Annotated in this window: 19 protein-coding genes; 10 read left to right on the top strand and 9 right to left on the bottom strand. The window is 69.1% G+C overall.

The features are described 5' to 3' along the window. Positions 1–5: 5 nt before the first annotated feature. The 7 genes from ACFY9N_RS00365 to ACFY9N_RS00335 form a co-directional block, all read right to left on the bottom strand. On the bottom strand, positions 6–767 hold the full coding sequence (locus tag ACFY9N_RS00365; protein ID WP_391476148.1) for an ABC transporter permease: 762 nt from the start codon (positions 765–767) through the stop codon (positions 6–8). Continuing rightward, positions 764–1,444 (bottom strand): ABC transporter permease, encoded by a 681-nt coding sequence (locus ACFY9N_RS00360; RefSeq protein ID WP_391476146.1) that lies wholly within the window; start codon positions 1,442–1,444, stop codon positions 764–766. The genes ACFY9N_RS00365 and ACFY9N_RS00360 overlap by 4 nt, the downstream gene beginning before the upstream one ends. Next, the gene (locus ACFY9N_RS00355; protein WP_391476143.1) at positions 1,441–2,328 is read right to left on the bottom strand and encodes an ABC transporter ATP-binding protein; all 888 of its coding nucleotides are present in this window, start codon (positions 2,326–2,328) and stop codon (positions 1,441–1,443) included. The genes ACFY9N_RS00360 and ACFY9N_RS00355 overlap by 4 nt, the downstream gene beginning before the upstream one ends. Positions 2,329–2,395: 67 nt before the next feature. Next, positions 2,396–2,698: a DUF427 domain-containing protein gene (locus ACFY9N_RS00350; RefSeq protein ID WP_391476141.1), complete on the bottom strand. Its 303-nt coding sequence runs from the start codon at positions 2,696–2,698 to the stop codon at positions 2,396–2,398. 192 nt (positions 2,699–2,890) lie between these two features. Continuing rightward, positions 2,891–4,324, bottom strand: coding sequence for a dihydrolipoyl dehydrogenase family protein (locus ACFY9N_RS00345; protein WP_391476139.1), 1,434 nt, complete (start codon positions 4,322–4,324; stop codon positions 2,891–2,893). A gap of 356 nt (positions 4,325–4,680) precedes the next feature. Beyond that, positions 4,681–5,784 (bottom strand): lactonase family protein, encoded by a 1,104-nt coding sequence (locus ACFY9N_RS00340; RefSeq protein ID WP_391476137.1) that lies wholly within the window; start codon positions 5,782–5,784, stop codon positions 4,681–4,683. 4 nt (positions 5,785–5,788) lie between these two features. Further along, positions 5,789–7,075 (bottom strand): adenylosuccinate synthase, encoded by a 1,287-nt coding sequence (locus tag ACFY9N_RS00335; protein ID WP_391476134.1) that lies wholly within the window; start codon positions 7,073–7,075, stop codon positions 5,789–5,791. Positions 7,076–7,273: 198 nt separating this feature from the next. Between ACFY9N_RS00335 and ACFY9N_RS00330 the strand changes: the two genes are divergently transcribed. Continuing rightward, positions 7,274–8,203 (top strand): DMT family transporter, encoded by a 930-nt coding sequence (locus tag ACFY9N_RS00330; protein ID WP_391476131.1) that lies wholly within the window; start codon positions 7,274–7,276, stop codon positions 8,201–8,203. 51 nt (positions 8,204–8,254) lie between these two features. Here the strand turns inward: ACFY9N_RS00330 and ACFY9N_RS00325 are convergent, their stop codons facing one another. Beyond that, positions 8,255–9,247: a hypothetical protein gene (locus ACFY9N_RS00325; RefSeq protein ID WP_391476130.1), complete on the bottom strand. Its 993-nt coding sequence runs from the start codon at positions 9,245–9,247 to the stop codon at positions 8,255–8,257. A 511-nt stretch (positions 9,248–9,758) separates the two neighbouring features. Here ACFY9N_RS00325 and ACFY9N_RS00320 point away from each other — a divergent pair. The 9 genes from ACFY9N_RS00320 to ACFY9N_RS00280 all read left to right on the top strand — a co-directional run bounded on the left by ACFY9N_RS00320 (position 9,759) and on the right by ACFY9N_RS00280 (position 18,090). Next, positions 9,759–10,463, top strand: coding sequence for a Pr6Pr family membrane protein (locus ACFY9N_RS00320; RefSeq protein WP_391476129.1), 705 nt, complete (start codon positions 9,759–9,761; stop codon positions 10,461–10,463). Then, a complete protein-coding gene (locus tag ACFY9N_RS00315; protein WP_391476128.1) occupies positions 10,460–11,149 on the top strand; it encodes a Pr6Pr family membrane protein in 690 nt (229 codons plus the stop codon). The genes ACFY9N_RS00320 and ACFY9N_RS00315 overlap by 4 nt, the downstream gene beginning before the upstream one ends. A gap of 230 nt (positions 11,150–11,379) precedes the next feature. Then, entirely contained in the window at positions 11,380–12,627 is a 1,248-nt protein-coding gene (locus ACFY9N_RS00310) for an AAA family ATPase (protein WP_391476126.1), read from the top strand. Between the two features lie 70 nt (positions 12,628–12,697). Then, entirely contained in the window at positions 12,698–13,606 is a 909-nt protein-coding gene (locus tag ACFY9N_RS00305; RefSeq protein WP_391476123.1) for a DUF58 domain-containing protein, read from the top strand. Then, a complete protein-coding gene (locus tag ACFY9N_RS00300; protein ID WP_391476122.1) occupies positions 13,593–14,081 on the top strand; it encodes a hypothetical protein in 489 nt (162 codons plus the stop codon). Before ACFY9N_RS00305 ends, ACFY9N_RS00300 begins: the two co-directional genes overlap by 14 nt. Next, the gene (locus tag ACFY9N_RS00295) at positions 14,072–15,058 is read left to right on the top strand and encodes a VWA domain-containing protein (RefSeq protein ID WP_391476119.1); all 987 of its coding nucleotides are present in this window, start codon (positions 14,072–14,074) and stop codon (positions 15,056–15,058) included. Before ACFY9N_RS00300 ends, ACFY9N_RS00295 begins: the two co-directional genes overlap by 10 nt. Further along, a complete protein-coding gene (locus tag ACFY9N_RS00290) occupies positions 15,055–16,239 on the top strand; it encodes a VWA domain-containing protein (RefSeq protein WP_391476117.1) in 1,185 nt (394 codons plus the stop codon). The genes ACFY9N_RS00295 and ACFY9N_RS00290 overlap by 4 nt, the downstream gene beginning before the upstream one ends. Further along, entirely contained in the window at positions 16,232–16,987 is a 756-nt protein-coding gene (locus ACFY9N_RS00285; RefSeq protein WP_391476115.1) for a hypothetical protein, read from the top strand. Before ACFY9N_RS00290 ends, ACFY9N_RS00285 begins: the two co-directional genes overlap by 8 nt. Continuing rightward, positions 16,987–18,090 carry a DUF4064 domain-containing protein gene (locus ACFY9N_RS00280; protein WP_391476112.1) on the top strand — a complete coding sequence of 368 codons (1,104 nt, stop codon included), beginning with the start codon at positions 16,987–16,989 and terminating at the stop codon, positions 18,088–18,090. Before ACFY9N_RS00285 ends, ACFY9N_RS00280 begins: the two co-directional genes overlap by 1 nt. Before the next feature lie 49 nt (positions 18,091–18,139). On the opposite strand, the gene ACFY9N_RS00275 is transcribed toward ACFY9N_RS00280, so the two are convergent. Then, positions 18,140–18,928, bottom strand: a complete 789-nt coding sequence (locus ACFY9N_RS00275) for a ZIP family metal transporter (protein ID WP_391476110.1) — start codon at positions 18,926–18,928, stop codon at positions 18,140–18,142. Between the last annotated feature and the right edge of the window lie 12 nt (positions 18,929–18,940).

The raw sequence follows: 18,940 nt of genomic DNA, 5'->3' as shown, positions 1-18,940 counted from the left end.
GGGTGTCAGGCGGGGGCGGCTGCCGGCTCCGATGTGGAGGCGGATGCCGTCGCCGCGTGCGCCGTCCGCGACGAGCGCTTGTCGTTGACCCGCGGTCCGCCGCCGCGCAGGCCGGCCGGAACCGCGGCGCGCTGCGCGGTGGCGAGGAGCAGGTCGACGATCAGGGCGAGCACCGCGACGATGATCGCGCCGGCCAGCACCTGGTCGAAGCGGCGCAGGGGGATGCCCTGGATGATCGGCCAGCCGAGCCCGCCGAGGTTCACGTAGGCGGCGATCGTGACGGTCGCGATGACCTGCAGGAGAGCCGAGCGGATGCCGCCGACCAGCAGCGGAAGCCCGAGCGGAACCTCGACCTTCCAGAACACCTGCCACCCGGTCATGCCCATCGCCTTGGCGGCATCGAGCGTGCGCCGATCGATCGCCTCGAGGCCCGTGTACGCACCGGCGAGCAGCGACGGGATGGCGAGCAGCACGAAGGTGATGATGGCGGCTTCGGGGATGCGAAGCACGCCGAGCAGGAGCACGAGCAGCACCATGAGACCGAAGGACGGGATCGCGCGCGCTGCGCCCGAGACGGCGACCGCGACCTCGCGTCCACGACCCGTGTGGCCGATCAGCCACCCGATCGGGATCGCGATGGCCGCCGCGATCAGCACCGAGATGGCGGTGAGGGCGAGGTGCTCGCCGAGGAGCTTGGGCAGCGCGTACGGCCCCGTCCACTGCGCGGGCGCGAAGATCCAGGCGAAGGCTTCGACGAAGAGGTTCATGCGGGAGCTCCCACGGCGATCGCGCGGCTCGCGGTGGCCTTCGACGCCGCTCGGGTCCACGGCATGAGCGCGCGGCCGATCAGCAGCAGGATCAGGTCGATCACGAGAGCGATGATGACGACCGCGATCACACCGGCGAACACCTCGGCGATGATGCGGCGTTCGAGGCCGTTCGTGAAGAGGTACCCGAGATTCGTGACGCCGATCAGGATGCCGACGGTGGCGAGCGAGATCGTGCTCACCGCCGTGACGCGGAGGCCGGCGAGGATCACGGGACCGGCGAGCGGGAACTCGACCGCCCAGAAGCGCCGGAAGGGCGCGAAGCCCGTGGCCGTCGCCGCCTGGCGCACGTCGTCATCGACCGAGTCGAGCCCGTCGGACACCGCGCGCACGAGGATCGCGATCGCGTAGATCGTCAGCGCGATCACGAGGTTCGTCTCGCTGATGGCGGAGTAGCCCAGCGTCGCGGGGAGCAGGATCAGCAGCGCGAGCGAGGGGATCGTGTAGAGCAGACCCGTCAGCACGATGATCGGCCCGCGCACCAGCCGGTACCGCCAGGCGATCCACCCGAGCGGCAACGACAGGATGAACCCGAGCACGATCGGCACGATGCTCTGCCGCAGATGCACCGCGGTGAGTTCGAGGATCAGCCCGAAGTTGTTTGCCACCCAGTTCACGGCTGACCGCCTTGCACTGCATCGAGGGCCGCAGCATCCGGCCCCGCCAGCGGACCGTCGGCGTGCTCGGTCTCGGCGACGAGCGCGCCCTGGGTGCGTCCTTCGGAGTCGACGACGACGGTGCCCTGCGGCGTCTGCTTGAGGTGCAGCGCGCGACGCCCGCGATCCGCGCCGATGAACGAGGCGACGAAGTCGTCGGCCGGGTTCTCGATGATCTCGCTCGGCGACCCGACCTGCACCACGCGCGCGCCCTTGTCGAGGATGACGACCTGATCGCCGAGCAGGAACGCCTCGTCGATGTCGTGCGTGACGAAGACGACGGTCTTGTCGAGCTCGTGCTGCAGCCGCAGCGTCTCCTGCTGCAGATCGGCGCGCACGATCGGGTCGACGGCGCCGAAGGGCTCGTCCATCAGCAGGATGTTCGGGTCGGCGGCGAGGCCGCGGGCCACGCCCACGCGCTGCTGCTGACCGCCCGAGAGCTGGCTGGGATAGCGCTCGGCGAGCTTCTGGTCGAGACCGACCGTGTCGAGCAGCTCGCGGGAACGCGCGTACGCCTCGGACTTCTTCACGCCGTTCAGGCGCAGCACCGTCGAGACGTTGTCGATCACCGTGAAGTGCGGCATGAGCCCGGAGTTCTGCATCACGTAGCCGATGCGGCGGCGCAGCTGCACGGGGTCGCCCCCGAGCACGCTCTCACCGTCGATCTCGACGTCGCCCGACGTGGGCTCGACCATGCGGTTGATCATGCGCAGCAGCGTCGTCTTGCCGCAGCCGGACGAGCCGACGAACACCGTCGTCTTGCGCGACGGCAGCACCAGGCTGAAGTCGTTCACGGCCACGGTGCCGTCGGGGAACTGCTTGGTGACGTTGCGGAATTCGATCATGGCTGGGCTCCAGTCGGTGGATCGATGAGCGGGAGGTCGAGGCGGGAGGACGGATGCCGTCGAGCGGTCAGGCGGTGACCTCGACGCTCGGATCGAACGCTACGTAGCCCGAGAAGTCGCCGCCGACGCGGTCGAACGCGGTCGGATACGGCGTCGGGTACGACCAGGCGAGATCCTTGTGCAGCTCGCCGTCGACCTCGACGGAGAAGTACTGGGCTGCGCCCTTCCACGGGCACGTGTACGGCGTCGGGCTCTCGACGAGTGCGCCCGGCGTGATCGACGCCGGCGGGAAGTACCAGTTGCCCTCGATGCGGAAGAGGTCGGCTTCTTCGGCCTCGGCGATCACGGTTCCTGCGAGTACAGCCTTCATGGTTCTGCCTCCTGGGATGTGAGTTAGAGCGTATAAGAGGTCGCCGACATTGCGGCGGGGGTTGTGCCGGATGGTGTCAATATGCGAAACATTCCGCGCACGCCGAACGATCCGACCTCGCTCCCTGTTCGGAGCATCCGTCGGATCGGATCGGATCGGATGCCGGGACGATCGTCGCCCCGGCAGCGCGGGTCATGCCGAGGCCCGCCCGTAGCCCTCGAGCAGGCGCAGCCAGACCTCGCTGACCGTGGGGTACGAGGGCACCGCGTGCCAGAGCCGCTTGATCGGCACCTCGCCGACCACTGCGATCGTCGCGGCCTGCACCAGTTCGGCAACCTCCGGTCCGACGAACGTGGCGCCCACGATCACGTCGCGCGCGGTGTCGACCACGATGCGGGCCTGACCCTCGAAACCGTCTTCGTACAGGCTCGCCCCGGCCACCCAGCCGAGGTCGTAGTCGACGACCTTCACGTCGAGCCCGGCCTTCTGCGCCTCCTTCTCGGTGAGCCCGACCGACCCCACCTCGGGGATCGAGAACGTCACCTGCGGCACCGCAGCGTGGTCGGCCGTGGCGGCATGGCGGCCCCAGTCGTCGGCATCCACCGGCTCGTCCTTCGCGCGGGCCGCGATCACGTCGCCCGCCGCGCGCGCCTGGTACTTGCCCTGGTGCGTGAGCAGCACGCGTCCGTTGACGTCGCCCACCGCGTAGAGCCAGTCCGACCCGGGAACGCGCAGGGTGTCATCGACCGTGATCCACTTTCCGGGCTCCAGGCCCGCCGTCTCGAGGCCGATGTCGCCGCTGCGCGGCGAGCGCCCGGTCGCGACGAGCACCTCGGCGGCCGTCACCTCGGTGTCGTCGTCAAGGGTGATCGTGACGCCGCTGTCGTCGCGGCGCACCGCCGTGGTGCCGGTGTTCAGCCGCACGTCGACGCCGAGCTCGCGCAGACCCGCCGCCACCCGCTCGCCGGCGAACGGCTCCATGCCGCCCAGCAGATCGCTGCGTGCGATCAGCGTGACCGTCGATCCGAGCGCGGCGTAGGCCGTCGCCATCTCGACCGCGACCACTCCGCCGCCGATGACGGCCAGCGATTCCGGCAGCTCTTCGGCGCTGGTTGCTTCGCGACTCGTCCACGGAGCAGCCTCGCTCAGACCGGGGATCGGCGGCACGACGGCATCCGATCCCGTGCTGATCGCGACCGCATGGCGGGCGTGCAGCACGCGCGTGCCTCCGTCGGCGTCGGTCACCGTGACCTCGCGCTCGCCCGTCAGGCGCCCGTGGCCGCGGGCGAGATCGATGTGCGCCGACTGCAGCCATTTCACCTGTCCGTCGTCCGACCAGTTGCTGGTGAAGGAGTCGCGGCGGGCGAACACGGCCGACACATCAAGGGAGCCGGTCACTGCCTCCTTCGAACCGGCGACGTGCTGCGCCGCACGCAGGGCCTGGGCCGACCGCAGCAGCGCCTTCGACGGCATGCAGGCCCAGTACGAGCACTCTCCACCGACCAGCTCGCTCTCGACGATGATCGCCGTGAGTCCTCCCTGCACGGCGCGATCCGCGACGTTCTCGCCGACCGGACCTCCGCCCAGCACGATCAGGTCGTATTCGTCGGTCTTCTCTGCAGTCATCGCTTCGCACCTCTCCGCGCAACAGTCTCGCTGAACAGCAACGTCGTGTCACGGGGTGGTTGTTACCCGACGCGCCGGGTACGGTTCGCGCCGCGTGGCGTGCATGACTCCGGAGATTCTGCGCAAGGCCTCGGGACGACGGCGTACCCAACTCAGGAAGAACGCCCGGAACTGCCCGAATCGGCCCGATTCCGGCAGAATCCACCCGATCTTCCTGAGTTGGGTACAGACCTTCGTTCGCACAACTCCGCAGAATCAGGACGCAGCCCCCTGAAACGGACCGGAACGCGCCCAACCGCGGCGATTCTGAGGAGTTGTGCCGGACGACTCGCCCGCACCGAAGGCCCGGATCCGAGTCAGCGGACGGGCAGGATGTGCGTCGGCGTCGCGGCGGGGGCCTGGTGGCGGATGCCGAGGGGCGCGCCCGTGCGCTCGTCGAGGTCGATCAGGATGATCGAGTCGGACCGCTGCCCGGCGACCACGAGCTTTCCCTCGAACACCAGGTGGTGGCGCGGCCAGTCGACGCCGGAGTCGGCGAGCGCGACGGACTCGAGACGCTCCCCGCCGCCGTGCACGCGCAGCGCTGCGATCGTGTTGCTTCCGCGGAGGGCCGTGTAGAGGAACGCTCCGTCGCGGGTGCGGGCGAGCTCGGCCGGGAAGTCGACGCCCACCTCGGCGATCGGGCTCGACAGCGTCGACGAGACGACGGCCCACGCCCCGCTCGGAGTCTCGGCGAGCGTGAAGACCTCGCAGGAGTACTCCGTGACGATGTGGAGGTGTCCGCTCGGGTGCACGACCATGTGTCGAGGACCGACGCCGAGGGGCAGGATCACCTCGTGATCGAGACGCAGCCCGGTGCCCGACAGCCGCCAGAACCGCACGAGGTCGAAGCCGAGGTCGGTGGTGACGATCCGCCCATCCGGCAGGAACGCCGCCGAGTGCGCGTGCGAGACGCGATCGGTCACGCCATAGGGATCGGATGCCGCCGCCCCCACCCCCGGCTCCTCGCGCACCGTTTCGGGGTCTTCGTCGTTGCCGAACAGGGCCGCGCGCAGCGCCGCTGCGGCATCCGCCTTCGCCGGCACGATGCGCCCGTCGGGCGCGAGGCCGAACCGCACGACCCGCCCGTCGCCGTAACAGCTGGCGATCAGCGTCGAGCCGTCGCGAGAGACGGCCAGGTGGCACACGGCTTCGCCCGCCGCTACGGCTCGGCCGAGCGGCGAGAGCGCGGCCTCGCCCGACCGCACGAAGGCCTGCACGGCACCGTCGTGTTCGAGAGCCGCGTAGACGACGTCGAGCGACGGATGCTGCGCCAGCCACGACGGCGAGGACGCCGCCGCCGCGAGGTCGCGGTAGGCGAGCGTCGTCGCCTCACGCCCCTCGTCGCCGGCGAGGAATCCGATGCCCTCGGCCGAGCCGTCCATCTCGGGGCCGTAGCCGCCGAGCCAGAACCGCGTCACGGGATCAGTCGAGCAGATCGTGGCGCACGACCACCTGGTCGCGCTCGGGGCCTACGCCGATGACCGAGATGCGCGTGTTGCTCATCTTCTCGAGCGCGAGCACGTAGTCCTGCGCGTTCTTGGGGAGGTCGTCGAAGGTGCGGGCGACCGAGATGTCCTCATTCCAGCCGGGGAAGTACTCGAGGATCGGCGTCGCGTGGTGGAAGTCGGTCTGGTTGACCGGCACCTCGTCGAAGCGCTCGCCGTCGACGTCGTAAGCGACGCACACGGGGATCTGCTCGAGGCCGGTGAGGATGTCGAGCTTGGTGAGCACGAGGTCGGTGATGCCGTTGACGCGCGTCGCGTAGCGCGTGATGGGGGCGTCGTACCAGCCGACGCGGCGCGGGCGTCCGGTGGTGGTGCCGAACTCGAAGCCGCGCGAGCGCAGCCAGTCGCCCTGCTCGTCGAAGAGCTCGGTCGGGAACGGACCCGATCCGACGCGGGTCGTGTACGCCTTGACGATGCCGACGATGCGGTCGAGTGCGCCGGGACCGACTCCCGAACCGGTCGATGCCCCGCCGGCCGTCGCCGACGACGAGGTCACGAACGGGTAGGTGCCGTGGTCGACGTCGAGCATGGTGGCCTGGCCGCCCTCGAAGACGACGACCTCTCCGCGGCGCAGGGCCTCGTCGAGCAGGTGACCGGTGTCGGCGACCATGGGACGCAGGCGCTCGGCGTACGAGAGCAGGTCTTCGACGATCTCGTCGACGGTGATGGCGCGGCGGTTGAAGATCTTCACCAGCAGGTGGTTCTTCTGGTCGAGGGCGCCCTCGACCTTCTGGCGCAGGATGTTCTCGTCGAAGAGATCCTGCACGCGGATGCCGACGCGGTTGATCTTGTCAGCGTAGGCCGGGCCGATGCCGCGGCCGGTGGTGCCGATCATGCGCTTGCCGAGGAACCGCTCGGTGACCTTGTCGAGCGTGCGGTGGTACTGCGTGATGATGTGCGCGTTGGCGCTCACCTTCAGGCGCGAGACGTCGATGCCGCGGCCGCCGAGGGCCTCGAGCTCGTGGAAGAGCACCTCGAGGTCGATGACGACGCCGTTGCCGATCACGGGCGTCACGCCGGGGGAGAGGATGCCGGAGGGCAGCAGGTGCAGCGCGTACTTCTCGTTGCCGACGACCACGGTGTGCCCGGCGTTGTTGCCGCCGTTGAACTTCACCACCCAGTCGGTGCGCTCACCGAGCAGATCGGTGGCCTTGCCCTTTCCTTCGTCGCCCCACTGCACGCCGACGATAACGATTCCTGGCACGGGTGTCCCCCTTGCTTCCGCCGGGTTTGCACCGGCTGATGAGCTGGCCCTTCTCGGGCTCCCCCATCCTATCGAAGGGGCCGACATCGCCTTTCTTCCGCAGCTTCGCCGGGATCGGGAACGAGCGTGGCGGGAAAGGAGCGGATGCTGTCGCTCCGGCGCATCGCGGATGTCGGAGGCCCCTGCCACCATCGGAGCATGTCGAAGACCGCTCCCCTCCCGGGCGCTCTGCCGGGTGCGACGCCCCGGCAGGGGCCGCTCGTGCTGATCGCCGCCCTGGTGACGGTCGTGCTGTGGGCATCGGCGTTCATCGGCATCCGCGGCGCGGGTCCGCACTTCGACCCGGGCGCCCTCGCTCTGTTGCGCATGGCGGTCGGCAGTCTCGTGCTCGCGATCATCGCGGTGCGCCACGGCATCCGCCTGCCCGCGCGTCGTCACTGGTGGTTGGTGGCGGTGTGGGGAGTCGGGTGGTTCTGCGTCTACAACCTCGCGCTGAACGCCGCCGAGCGCACGCTCGACGCGGGTACGGCGGCGATGGTGGTGAACCTCGCGCCGCTGATGGTCGTGGTGTTCAGCGGGCTGTTCCTGCGGGAGGGGTTTCCGAAGCCACTGATCATCGGAGCGCCGATCGCCTTCCTCGGCGTGGTGCTCATCGGCATGAACTCGCAGGCGGCCGAGGGTGCGGGCCCCGACGTCACCGGACTGCTGCTCGCGCTGCTCGCCGCCGTCATGTACGCCGGGTGCACGCTGTTGCAGAAGCATCTTCTGAGCGTCGGCTCCGACGCGACGACCCTCACGTGGCTCGGTGCGGTCGCGGGAACGGTGGCGCTGCTGCCGTGGACGGGCAGCCTGATCGGCGCACTGCAGACCGCTCCGATCGAGTCGACGCTCTGGGTTGTCTACCTCGGCATCTTCCCGACCGCGATCGCCTTCACGACGTGGGCGTACGTGCTGCAGCGCAGCACCGCCGGCCAGACCTCGGCGACGACCTACGTCGTGCCCGCCGTCGCGATCCTGATGTCGTGGGCGATCCTCGGCGAAGTGCCGACCCCGCTGATGTTCCTCGGTGGGGCGTTGTGCCTGCTGGGAGTGCTGGTGACGCGGTTGCGGCGGGGCCGGCGGGGCTGACGCGGCGCGGGGGTCAGCTCATCGGAGACCTTCGACAGGTTCGCCACGACCTCACGCATAGCGCGCGTAGTGCGCTTCGATCCTCAGAGCTTGCGGCGACCCCTCGTCGGGATAACGCAGGGAATCCGGCATGCTGACTGCTCCCTCACTGCTTCGGAACTCGTCCTCAGGATCGGGCGTTCCGCTCAGCTCGGCGGGGAGCCACGGTTCGGGGCTGATTCGACGAAGGTCGTCCGCGCTCACAGGATGATCCGTCCACCGATGGAGCAGACCCCGCGGAGTTTCCGTCACTAGCGCCGGGTCAATATGGGGGCGCACAAGCTCTGCGTAGTCGGCTCCGAACCAGGTCATCCATCGGGGGTCCCGAGGGAGGCCGCTCCACTGCCCGCGCGGCAGGAAACGGGACTCGCCGGCGACGTAGCGGCTGTGCGTGACCGAGGCGAACGCGAAGAATGCGCTCATCCGCTCCGCAAGGTCAACGAAGAAGCGCTCGATCTCCCCTACCGCACGGGCCTTCTCTATTCGAGAGAGGTCGAACGTCAGGTCGACGGCTTGTACGCGCACCCAGAGCTCGTTGGTCCAGTGGCTGATCCGGCCATGCTTCATCGAGGTACTGCTGAACATGAGCGCGCTCCCCTCGCACTCGTCGCGATACATCGCATCGAACGCCGAGTCGTCGTCCCGCGGGAACTTTCCCTGCATCGGTTCGTACGTGCCGAAGCGTGTCGGCACGGCAACCGGGAAGAGCTCGCGCGCGGTGCGCAGATAGATCTCGGCGAGATCTTTCGAATCGTCGCGCAGGCGCCACCACGTCATGTGCAGGTAGCGCGCCTTGGATGGCTCAGGCGCTGGCTCCGGCTCCGGCTCCGGCTCGACGCCCTCCTCCGGCTCCCACGACTGCGGATCCATCACGGCCCCATCGATCCGCTCCGCCAACCGCGTCGCGAACGCCATCGCCGCATCCACGTCCGAACCGTCGACCGTCGCCGAGAACGCACCCGGCCCGTCCGACACGTCGTACGTGATGCTCAGGCTGTAGAGCACCGTCGCTCCCTCACCCTCGGGCCAGTCCTCCGGCAGATCCTCCGGCTCCACTTCCATCGGCCCGTCGATCGTGAAGAAGTGCGCCCCCGTCTTCTTCCACACAACGGCGTCGACGGCATCCGCCTTCTTGTCGACCTGCGCGCTCAACGCCCGATCCGCCGACACCAGCTTCGCCAACTCCCGCGTCGACAGCGCATTCTTTCCGTACACCTCGAGGTCGTACGACACCCGAAACCCCCTCATTCCGCGGACATAGCCGGGTCAAGAATGCCGCATCATCGACGCGAAGAAAACCCCGATCCTCCCCTCGAAAACATCCCCCATCAGGCGTATCGATATACCAATCGCCACAGCGATCGGCGCGCAATCAACGACCGCACGTCGCGATATTCCGAGAACCCCGCCCGAAGAGTGAGACACCCCTCTGAGAGCCCCGCGAGGCGTCCTCTCGGCGGCTACGGTGTCCGACGGCTCGACCACGGAACGTCGACCACGAATCGACGGAGGAACGATGAAGACACTGTGGCCCTACCTGCGCATCGCGACCGCCCTGCTCGCCCTCGCGGCCCTCGCACGGCAGCTCACGCGCGAGATCGCGTCGGCGCAGGCGGCGACCACCGAGTGGGGTCGCGACATCCCCACGGCGGTGTCGAACTTCTTCAGCTTCTTCACCACCCTCTCGGGCCTCATCGCCGCCGTCACCCTGCTGATCGGTGCCGCATGGATGCTTCGCACGAAGGCGAAGAACGACACCGAGCCCCGCTGGCTGGCCGTGTTGTTCACGTTCGCGAGCACGTACATGATCACGACCGGCATCGTCTACAACGTGCTGCTGCGATCCATCCCCTCGCACTCCGCGACCGAGCAGTGGACCAGCGAGACGCTCCACATCGTGCTCCCGATCGTGATGCTGCTCGACGTGCTGTTCGCGCCGCGCCGCCACCCCCTCGGCTGGACCACCGCTTTCCTCGCCGTCATCCTCCCCCTCGCATGGGGCGCCTACACGCTGATCCGCGGGCCGTTCATCACCGACCCGTTCACGGCCACGCCCTACTGGTACCCGTACCCGTTTCTCAACCCGCAGACGTCGAGCTGGTTGTCGGTGGGCATCTATATCGCGGTCATCGCCTTCGGCATTCTCGTGCTCGCGTCGATCGTCGTGTGGATCGGGCGTCTTCGCGGTCGACCGCTACATTGGCCCTCGGAGGCAACATGACGACCTGGTGGCCCTACCTGCGCGTCGCGACGGCGGTACTCGGCACGGCGGCGCTGATCCGCCAGATCACGCTGTCGCTCACGAACGCCCATGCGTCGACGACCGAGTGGGGATCGCATATCCCCACGGTCGTGGCGAACTTCTTCAGCTTCTTCACGGTGCTCTCGAACATCGGCGCCGTCGTCTCGCTCACGATCGCTGCGATCTGGATGCTGCGCACCCGCCGCGACAGCACCCCTGAGCCGCGCTGGCTGGCCACCCTGCTCGTCTGCACGAGCACGTACATGATCGTCACCGGCGTGGTCTACAACCTGCTGCTGCGGTACATCAACCTCGACGGCGTCTCCGAGGTCTGGACCAACGAGACGCTGCACGTGATCATCCCGCTCGTGATGCTGCTCGATGTGCTGTTCGCGCCGCGTCGCCGTGCGCTGCCGTGGAGCGCCGCCGTGGTCGCGGTGATCTTCCCGATCGTCTGGGCGGTCTACACGATGGTGCGCGCGAACTTCATCACAGGCCCGGTCACGGGCAACCCCTGGTGGTACCCGTATCCGTTCCTCGACCCGAACGGCCCCGGCGGATGGCCCTCGGTCATCGCCTACATCCTCGGCATCGCCGTCGCGATCATCGCCTTCGCGGCGGGCGTCGTCTGGGTGGGCCGGCGCCGCGGCATCCGCGTTCCCTGAGTCGCGCCCGGGCTGCTCACCTGCAGGGAGAAATCACACGTGCAGGGAGATCAACCGCTGTACCTCCCTGCACGTGTGCGCATTCCCCTGCAGGTGTGAAGGCACTCGGGTGGGCGAGCAGCCGATGGGGACTCCTCCCCATCCCGTCCGGACCGTCGTGTCGGCGGATGCGGTTACCCTGGTGCGGGGGAAGGACGCGATGTTTCCCCGCGTGATCGAGGAGACTGCAGATGAACGAGCCCTACGCGCCGGACCCGTCGACGAACTCGGCCCCTCCGCCTCCGCCCGCGCCTCCCGCGCCGGCGCCCGTTCTGCGCAGCGAGCTGCGCGACGCCGCGGCTCCCCCGCCGCCCGCCGCACCGGCGACGCCGCCGCCGTTCCCGGCATCCGCGCCTCCCGCGTCCACGCCGGCACCGGCATCCGCACCGGCCCCGGCATCCACCCCGGCCCCGGCATCCACCCCGGCCCCGAAGACGGATGCCGCGGCCAAGAGCGCCCCGAACGACGCCGAGCTGAAGCGCGCCGGCGACGTGCTGAAGGTCGTGTCCGACGCGTACTCGGCGAAGATGGTCGGCCAGGAGCGCCTGCGGATGAGCCTGCTGATCTCGCTCATCGCCGGCGGCCACATCCTTCTCGAGAGCGTGCCGGGCCTCGCCAAGACCACCGCCGCGAGCACCCTCGCCGACACGGTCAAGGCGCAGTTCAAGCGCATCCAGTGCACGCCCGACCTGCTGCCCAGCGACATCACGGGCAACCAGATCTACGACGCCGCGACGGGGTCGTTCCGCACCGTGCTCGGCCCGGTGCACGCCAACTTCGTGCTGCTCGACGAGATCAACCGCTCGAGCGCCAAGACCCAGAGCGCCATGCTCGAGGCGATGCAGGAGCACCAGACCACGATCGGCGGCGAGGTGCACCACCTGCCCAAGCCGTTCCTCGTGATCGCGACGCAGAACCCGATCGAGCAGGAAGGCACCTACGAACTGCCCGAGGCGCAGATGGACCGCTTCCTGCTCAAGGAGATCGTCGAGTACCCGAGCCCCGCCGAGGAGTTCGAGATCCTCGGCCGCATCGACTCCGGCGTGCTCGACCCCGACCGTCACGTGTCGAGCGCGATCTCGCTCGACGACGTGCACATGCTGCAGGACGTCGCGAGCCGCATCTACGTCGACCCGGCGATCCGCAACTACATCGTGTCGATCGCGTACGTCACGCGTAACCCCGCGCCGTACATCGGCGACGACCGCGCCCGCTTCATCAAGTACGGCGCCAGCCCCCGCGCGAGCATCGCGTTCCTGCAGGCGTCGCGGGCACTCGCACTGCTCAAGGGCCGCTCGCACGTGTTGCCCGAAGACATCCGCGAGCTGCGCCACCTCGTGCTGCGCCACCGCGTGCTGCTCACATTCGAGGCCGACGCCGAGGGCATCCGCAGCGAGGAGATCATCGACCAGATCTTCGCCGCCGTCCCGACGCCCTGAACCGCGACGCCATCAGCGACCCTTCGACAGGCTCAGGGGCCCACGCGGCACCGACCAGAAACCGAAACGAATGCCCAGTCTGATCACGCAGGTGAAGAGCAAGCTCTTCCTGCACTCGTCGCGCAAGTCGATGCACGCGCTCGACGGTGCGCACGCGTCGCTGCTGCGCGGGCGCAGCCTGGACTTCGAAGACCTGCGCAAGTACGAGTACGGCGACCAGGTGCGCGACATCGACTGGCGCGCGACCGCCCGCCTGGGCACGCCGCTGGTGAAGCGCTCGCGCGCGATGCGCATGCAGACGGTGCTGTTCGTGGTCGACACGGGGCGGTCGATGACCGCCCTCGCGGCCGATGAGCGGCCGAAGAAGGATCTCGCGATCATGGCCGCCGGTGCCCTCGGCATCCTGACCCTGCGGCACGGCGACGACTTCACCGCGGTGTACGGCGATGCCTCGCGCGCGCGTCGCCTGGCACCCGGCCGCAGCGAGGGCGCGCTCGAGCACGCCCTGCGCACGATCAGCCGAGCCACCGACGAGAGCACGGTTCCCAACGACCGCGACGGCCTGCTCTCGTTCGTCACCCGCACGGTGTCTCGGCGCATGATCGTCGTCGTCATCACCGACGAGGCACCGATCACCGACGAGACCGAGCGGATGCTGCGCCGCCTGCGCGTGCAGCACGACGTGCTGTGGCTCACGCTGCGCGACGCGGATCCGGTGCTCGACCACGCGACGGGGCGCATCCGCAGCGACGTCGACAGCAGTTGGGACGTGCCGGACTTCGTGCAGGGCGACGCCGCGATCGTGCGCCAGCTCACCGCGCAGGCGCAGGCCGAAGAGGCGCACCTCGCCGAGACGTTGAAGCGCCTCGAGATCGGCCACGCCGTGCTCGAGGGTCAGGAGTCGGCGGTGCCCCAGTTGCTGCGCCTGCTCCACGGCGCACTCAGCCGCTCCGCCGGGAGGTCGAATGCCCGGGTCTGATGAGCTCTACCCACCGGCGCAGTACGGCTGGGGATGGGTGCTGCTCGCGTTCGGCATCCTCGCCCTGCTGATCGTCGGCGCCTGGCTCGTGATCGTATTCACGAAGCAGCGTCGGCCCTCCGACCGCATCGGCATCGAGGAGCAGCCGCTGCTCACCGGCGACGTGCTCAGCCAACTGCGTGCGGAGTACCTCGACCGCGTGCAGCAGATCGAGACCGACTACCGGGCGAAAAAGCTCTCGCCGCGCAACGCCAACCTCGAGCTGAGCCGCGTGGTGCGCACCTTCGTCAACGAGTACAGCGGCCTCGAGGCCCCGGTGCTGGCGCTCGACGACCTCATCGCCCGCGGCGTGCACCCCGCCCTGATCGACGCGATCCGCCGGCACTACTACCCGAGCATCTTCCGTCAGGGCCCTCCGATCGATCCCCTCGCCGGCGCCGAGGCGGCACGGACGGTGGTGCGCTCATGGCACTAGCGAACGGCTGGCTCATCATCGTCGCGGCCGCGGTCGTGGTCGCAGCACTCGGCATCGGGCTCGCGCTCGGCCTGCGCAGCCGCCGGCAGACCGGCGGAGGAGACCGCGCCCGCATCGCCCGCGCCGAGCGCCTGCGCGCGTTGCCGGCATTCCGCGAAGCGCTCTCCCGCCGGATCTTCGCCCTCAGCGGCATCCTGGCTCTCGGGGCGCTCACGGTCATCGCGGCCGGCGTCGTAGCCGCGCGGCCGATGTCGTCGCAGACGATCCAGCCGGTCAACACGAGCCGCGACATCATGCTGTGCCTCGACGTCTCGGGGTCGATGTCGGAGGTCGACGTCGAGGTGCTGACGGTGTTCGAGGAACTGCTCGACGGCTTCGAGGGCGAGCGCATCGGGCTGACGATCTTCAACAGTTCGCCCGTGCAGATCTTCCCGCTCACCGACGACTACGACTTCATCCGCACGCACCTCGAGAGCATGCGCGAGAGCTTCGACTACGTCGATCAGATCCCCGAGCACTGGGTGGGCACGCTCAACGGCGACGGCGCCTCGCTGATCGGCGACGGACTGGCGGCCTGCGCGATGGGCTTCGACCACCCCGACGACGAGCGCTCGCGCTCGGTCATCTTCGCGACCGACAACGAGATCAACGGTGCCTCGATCGTGACGCTCGAAGAGGCCGCCAACTACGCCGCCTCGAACGGCGTACGCGTGTTCGCACTGAACCCCGTCGAGGGCAAGGACGCGGATGTGAGCGCCGAACTCGCCGCGGCCGCCGAGGCGACGGGCGGTCAGGCCTACGGGCTGCGCGACACGACGACCGTCGGCGACATCGTCGAACAGGTGCGCGAGCAGGATGCCACCGAGTTGCGGGGCGAAGCTCAGGTCGTCTGGACCGACACCCCCGACCTCTGGATCGTCATCGTCTCGATCGCGCTGCTGTCGTTCGTGGTGCTGCTGTGGAGGGTGCGACTGTGATCTTCCAACCCGCCATCAACGGCTTCCTGCTGTTCCTCCTCTTCGCGCCGATCGCCGCGCTCGTGATCTGGGTGCTCGTGCGCGCGCCCAAGGATGCCGGTCGGTCGACGGCGCAGACCCGCAATCACCGCCTGCTCTGGGCGCTGCGGCTGGGCGCGGTGCTCGCCTGCTTCGTGATGCTGCTGCGACCCGGCATCCCCGGCGGCGCGACGCAGACGCTCGCGACCGACACCGACATCGTGCTGGTCGTCGACACGACCGCGAGCATCGTCGCCGAGGACTGGGCCGAGGGCGAACCGCGCCTCGACGGCGTGCGCGCCGACGTGCGCACGATCATCGCCGAGTACCCCGGCGCTCGCTTCGCGCTGCTCACCTTCGACGCCGCCGCCGAACTGCGGATGCCGTTGACCACCGACACCACGGCGCTGGTCGGGTCCCTCGACGTGCTGCGCCCCGAGGTCACGAGCCAGTCGCGCGGCAGCTCGATCGGCATCGCCGCACCGCTGCTCGAGCAGACGCTCGCCTCAGCAGCGGAGTCGTCGCCCGACCGCTCGCGCATGGTCTTCTACTTCGGCGACGGCGAGCAGACCGTGTCGTCGGACCCGGAGTCCTTCGCCGCGAGCGCGCAGTACACCGACGCGGGTGCGGTCTTCGGTTACGGCACCGCCGACGGCGGCCCGATGCGCATCACCAGCGGTGGGGTCGACGGAGCGGATGCCGGATACATCCAGTACCAGGGCTCCGACGCGCTGTCGGTCATCGACGAGCAGAACCTGCAGGCGCTGGCGACCGAGCTCGGCGTCGAGTACGAGCGTCGCACGGCCGACGCCGAACCGGCGCTGCCCGAGGCCCCGACGACCACCACGAACTACGCCGAGTCCGGCGAGGTGGGGAACGTGATCGAGCTCTACTGGATCGCCGCGCTCGTGCTCATCGTGCTGCTCGGGATCGAACTGACGCGTGCCGCGATGCTCATCGCGCGCCTCCGCGGCCTCCGCACCCCGGCGAGCGGCTCCGAAACCGGGCCGCTGAGCCCGGACCGGGGTCGCCCCGCCGAAACTGGGTCGCTGAGCGCCGAAACTGGGTCGCTGAGCGCCGAAACTGGGTCGCTGAGCGCCGAAACTGGGTCGCTGAGCCTGTCGAAGCGCCCCGCCCGCAGAACGGAGGCGTCCGATGACTGACCCGCAGACCGCGGCCGCGCAGCTTCTCGCATCGAACCGTCGGCGCCGCAGCATCCGCAAGTGGATCGCGATCGGCAGCATCCCGCTCGTCTTGGTCTCGCTGTTCTTCGTGGGCAAGATCCTCAGCATGTACGCGTTCGCCCACCAGGCGATCAGCGCCTACGTCGTCGACGACTACGCCGGTTCCGAGGCCGCGGCCGAGGGACAGGAGTTCCTCAACTGGTTCGAGCCGTACAAGGCCCCCTTCAACGTCGGCACCGCGCTCGCGGGCGCCGAGCAGTTGCCCGAGTCGCGCGCGAAGCTCGAAGAGGCGCTCGACCTCGCGACCGGTCTCGAGGTCTGCGCCGTGCGCATCAACCTCTCGCTCGTGATCGAGCGGATGGGTGATGCCGCGCGTGAGGGCGGGGACGGCGCCGGCGCCGCCCAGCTCTACGCCGAGGCGCTGACGATCACGGTCGAGACGCCCGAGGAGTGCAACAGCGAGGACGCCGAGAACCAGTCGTCCGATCCGGACCGCGACATGGGTGAAAGCCTCGACGACTCCGAGGAGCGCCTGAAGGAGAAACAGCAGCAGGAGCAGGAGCAGCAGCCCGATCCGCAGGAGAGCGAGGACGAGCAGGAGCAACCCCAGCAGCCCGACGAGCAGAAGCTCGAGGACCTCAAGGACAAGCTCGATCAGGGCACGCAGGAACGCGACCAGCAGCAGGGCGACGGCGAGCCCGGCTCGGGAACGGACAGGCCATGGTGATGGATCACGAGAGCCAGCGCGCCCGCTACCTCGCGGGCACCGAGGGCGCGCCGCCCGTGCCGCCGCCCGGCGGCTACCGGGGTGCGCGTCGCGGCACCGGCCCGCGGGAGGCGCCCGCGTTCCCGACGTTCGTGTCGGTCGCCGAGGGCGACGACGACCGCCGATCGGCGAACGCGATCGGCTGGATCGCGTTGCTCACCAGCATCCTGTTCGCCATCGTTCTTCTCGGCACGATGCTCGCCGGCGGCACCGACCTCCTCTACGGCGTCACGATGCTCGCGCTGCAGCTCGTGCTCGTCGCGGTGATCATCGCGGCGATCGTGACCAAGCGGGGGCGGATGCTCGGCGCCATCGCCCTCGTCGTCACGGTGCTGTTCAACGTCGCCACCGTCGGCGGGCTCAGCGCCCTGCAATCGTCAGCCAGCGGCAACTACGACGGCACGAAGAGCGACGAGCAGAAGCACGCCGAGGCGTACCCGGGCATCAAGGGCACCGACAACTCCACCGTCTTGAACCAGCAGTCGCTCGAAGAGGTGCGCGCCGAGGCCGACAGCCTCTTCGCCGACGTGCGTCAGCGGCTGACCGACGAGTTCGGGTACACCTGGACGCAGTTCACCGATGAGGATCTGCGCCCCGAGCGCAACGGCTACGGCGGGGAGTCGATGCTCTACGAGTACGGCTCGGCCGGTTGGGCGACGAACGAACCGATCCAGGACTACGCGCGCAAGCAGCAGGTCATGGCCGTGATCGATCAGGTCGTGCAGGAGCACGGGATGTACGGGCTGTACGCGTTCAACGACCCGTCGGGTTCGGGCATCGACCCGACGATGATCGAGAAGCTCTACGGTAGCGACGACCCGCGCACCCAGCACACGTGGGAGTCGTACACCGAGAACTACCCCGACCCGCTGCGCTTCTACGCGACGATCAACGACCTGTCGAACGACACGGACGGCGGCTTCCGCACCGAACGCGAGGCGCAGAGCGCGCGCACCGGCGAGCCGGTCGAGGGACTGCAACTGTTCGTCATCGCGAGCGCGGTGCTCAGCGACGACGACCGCGACGAGTTCGAGAAGAAGCTCCAGGAGTACCCCGGCTACTGACCCTTCGGACTGGGTCTCTGAGCCTGTCGAAGCGCCCACTCCGAGATGCTCAACCCGCCAACGCGAGCCCCGCTGCGAGCGCGAACCCGAGCACGGTCGCCAGCCCCGTCGACTCCTTGGCCTTCGACTGCGCCTCGGGCACCATCGAGTCGACCAGCATCACGAGCAGCGCGCCGGCCGCGAACCCGCTGGCCGCGGTGCGGAACGCGTCGCCGGTGATGCTCGCGAGCCCGAAGCCCGCGACGGTGGCGGCCGCGCAGATCACCGCGACGCCGGCCCACAGCAACAGCACGCGCGAGCGCTTCATGCCGCCGTCGAGCAGGTCGGCGGCGGAGCCGATGGACTCGGGCAGGTTGGAGACGAGGATGGCGACGACGAGCGCGATGCTCACCGGTTCGCCGGACGCGAGGCCGATGCCGAGCACGAGCTGCTCGGGGATGCCGTCGAGCAGCGCTCCGACCGCGAGCTGTCCGCCGCCGGCCTGCTCCTTCGTCTTCGCCGCACGCGCGTCGAGGATACGGGCGGCGACGTAATAGCTGATCGCGCCGAGGGCGACGCCGATCACGAGCGGGAAGGGGCCTCCGCGATCGAGCCCCTCCTCCCAGAGTTCGAAGGCGATCGACGCCATGAGCGCCCCGGCTCCGAAGCCGAGCACGATGCCGAGCCAGCGCGGCGGCCAGGTCCGCAGCATCGCGAGCACGGCACCGATGAACAACGGTGCCGCCGCGACCACACCCCACAGCACTGCTCCGCCCATGAGCACACTCTGGCACTTCACTCCTCCTGCACGGAAGACCGTGCCGCGGCATCCGTTCACCAGCAGGGCGGATGCCGTCACGCATTCGGGAGC

Source organism: Microbacterium sp. NPDC008134, assembly GCF_042957055.1.
Taxonomy (GTDB): Bacteria; Actinomycetota; Actinomycetes; order Actinomycetales; family Microbacteriaceae; genus Microbacterium.
This window is presented reverse-complemented; position numbering and strand designations above follow the sequence as displayed.

What these genes read in the sequence shown, in the direction of transcription:
- ACFY9N_RS00365 (WP_391476148.1), bottom strand. Translation starts at nt 767, where the DNA reads ATGAACCTCTTCGTCGAAGCCTTCGCCTGGATCTTCGCGCCCGCGCAG.
- ACFY9N_RS00305 (WP_391476123.1), top strand. Translation starts at nt 12,698, where the DNA reads ATGCCCAGTCTGATCACGCAGGTGAAGAGCAAGCTCTTCCTGCACTCG.
- ACFY9N_RS00345 (WP_391476139.1), bottom strand. Translation starts at nt 4,324, where the DNA reads ATGACTGCAGAGAAGACCGACGAATACGACCTGATCGTGCTGGGCGGA.
- ACFY9N_RS00330 (WP_391476131.1), top strand. Translation starts at nt 7,274, where the DNA reads ATGTCGAAGACCGCTCCCCTCCCGGGCGCTCTGCCGGGTGCGACGCCC.
- ACFY9N_RS00280 (WP_391476112.1), top strand. Translation starts at nt 16,987, where the DNA reads ATGGATCACGAGAGCCAGCGCGCCCGCTACCTCGCGGGCACCGAGGGC.
- ACFY9N_RS00310 (WP_391476126.1), top strand. Translation starts at nt 11,380, where the DNA reads ATGAACGAGCCCTACGCGCCGGACCCGTCGACGAACTCGGCCCCTCCG.
- ACFY9N_RS00350 (WP_391476141.1), bottom strand. Translation starts at nt 2,698, where the DNA reads ATGAAGGCTGTACTCGCAGGAACCGTGATCGCCGAGGCCGAAGAAGCC.
- ACFY9N_RS00355 (WP_391476143.1), bottom strand. Translation starts at nt 2,328, where the DNA reads ATGATCGAATTCCGCAACGTCACCAAGCAGTTCCCCGACGGCACCGTG.
- ACFY9N_RS00315 (WP_391476128.1), top strand. Translation starts at nt 10,460, where the DNA reads ATGACGACCTGGTGGCCCTACCTGCGCGTCGCGACGGCGGTACTCGGC.
- ACFY9N_RS00295 (WP_391476119.1), top strand. Translation starts at nt 14,072, where the DNA reads ATGGCACTAGCGAACGGCTGGCTCATCATCGTCGCGGCCGCGGTCGTG.
- ACFY9N_RS00300 (WP_391476122.1), top strand. Translation starts at nt 13,593, where the DNA reads ATGCCCGGGTCTGATGAGCTCTACCCACCGGCGCAGTACGGCTGGGGA.
- ACFY9N_RS00320 (WP_391476129.1), top strand. Translation starts at nt 9,759, where the DNA reads ATGAAGACACTGTGGCCCTACCTGCGCATCGCGACCGCCCTGCTCGCC.
- ACFY9N_RS00285 (WP_391476115.1), top strand. Translation starts at nt 16,232, where the DNA reads ATGACTGACCCGCAGACCGCGGCCGCGCAGCTTCTCGCATCGAACCGT.